This window comes from Corallococcus sp. CA053C, from assembly GCF_003611675.1.
In the GTDB taxonomy this organism is placed as follows: Bacteria; Myxococcota; Myxococcia; order Myxococcales; family Myxococcaceae; genus Corallococcus.
Genome location: NZ_RAWA01000877.1, coordinates 1 through 454, shown reverse-complemented (window position 1 = coordinate 454; position 454 = coordinate 1). Strand labels below are relative to the sequence as shown.

Here is a 454-nt window from a genome sequence, read left to right as displayed (position 1 = left end):
GTGCCGATCTCTGCCGAAACCGGGTTGAATGTTGATACTATTGCGGCAATCGTGCGTAAGCATCTGCCTGAAGCGACTCATCACTTCCCGGAAGATTACATCACCGATCGCTCACAGCGTTTTATGGCGTCTGAAATCATCCGCGAAAAACTGATGCGTTTCCTCGGCGCTGAACTGCCGTACTCCGTGACCGTGGAGATCGAACGTTTCGTCTCTAACGAACGCGGCGGTTATGACATCAACGGTGTGATTCTCGTTGAGCGTGAAGGGCAGAAGAAGATGGTTATTGGCAACAAAGGGGCCAAGATCAAAACCATCGGGATTGAAGCGCGTAAAGACATGCAGGAAATGTTCGAAGCGCCTGTTCACCTTGAGCTGTGGGTAAAAGTGAAATCCGGTTGGGCCGACGACGAACGCGCACTGCGCAGTCTCGGTTACGTTGACGATCTTTAAG

Annotated in this window: 1 protein-coding gene; it reads left to right on the top strand. The window is 51.8% G+C overall.

All coding sequences use genetic code 11. The features are described 5' to 3' along the window. Positions 1-453: GTPase Era (gene era, locus D7V97_RS43690; RefSeq protein WP_120616317.1), on the top strand; the 453-nt coding region annotated here is incomplete at its 5' end. Position 454 lies beyond the last annotated feature (1 nt).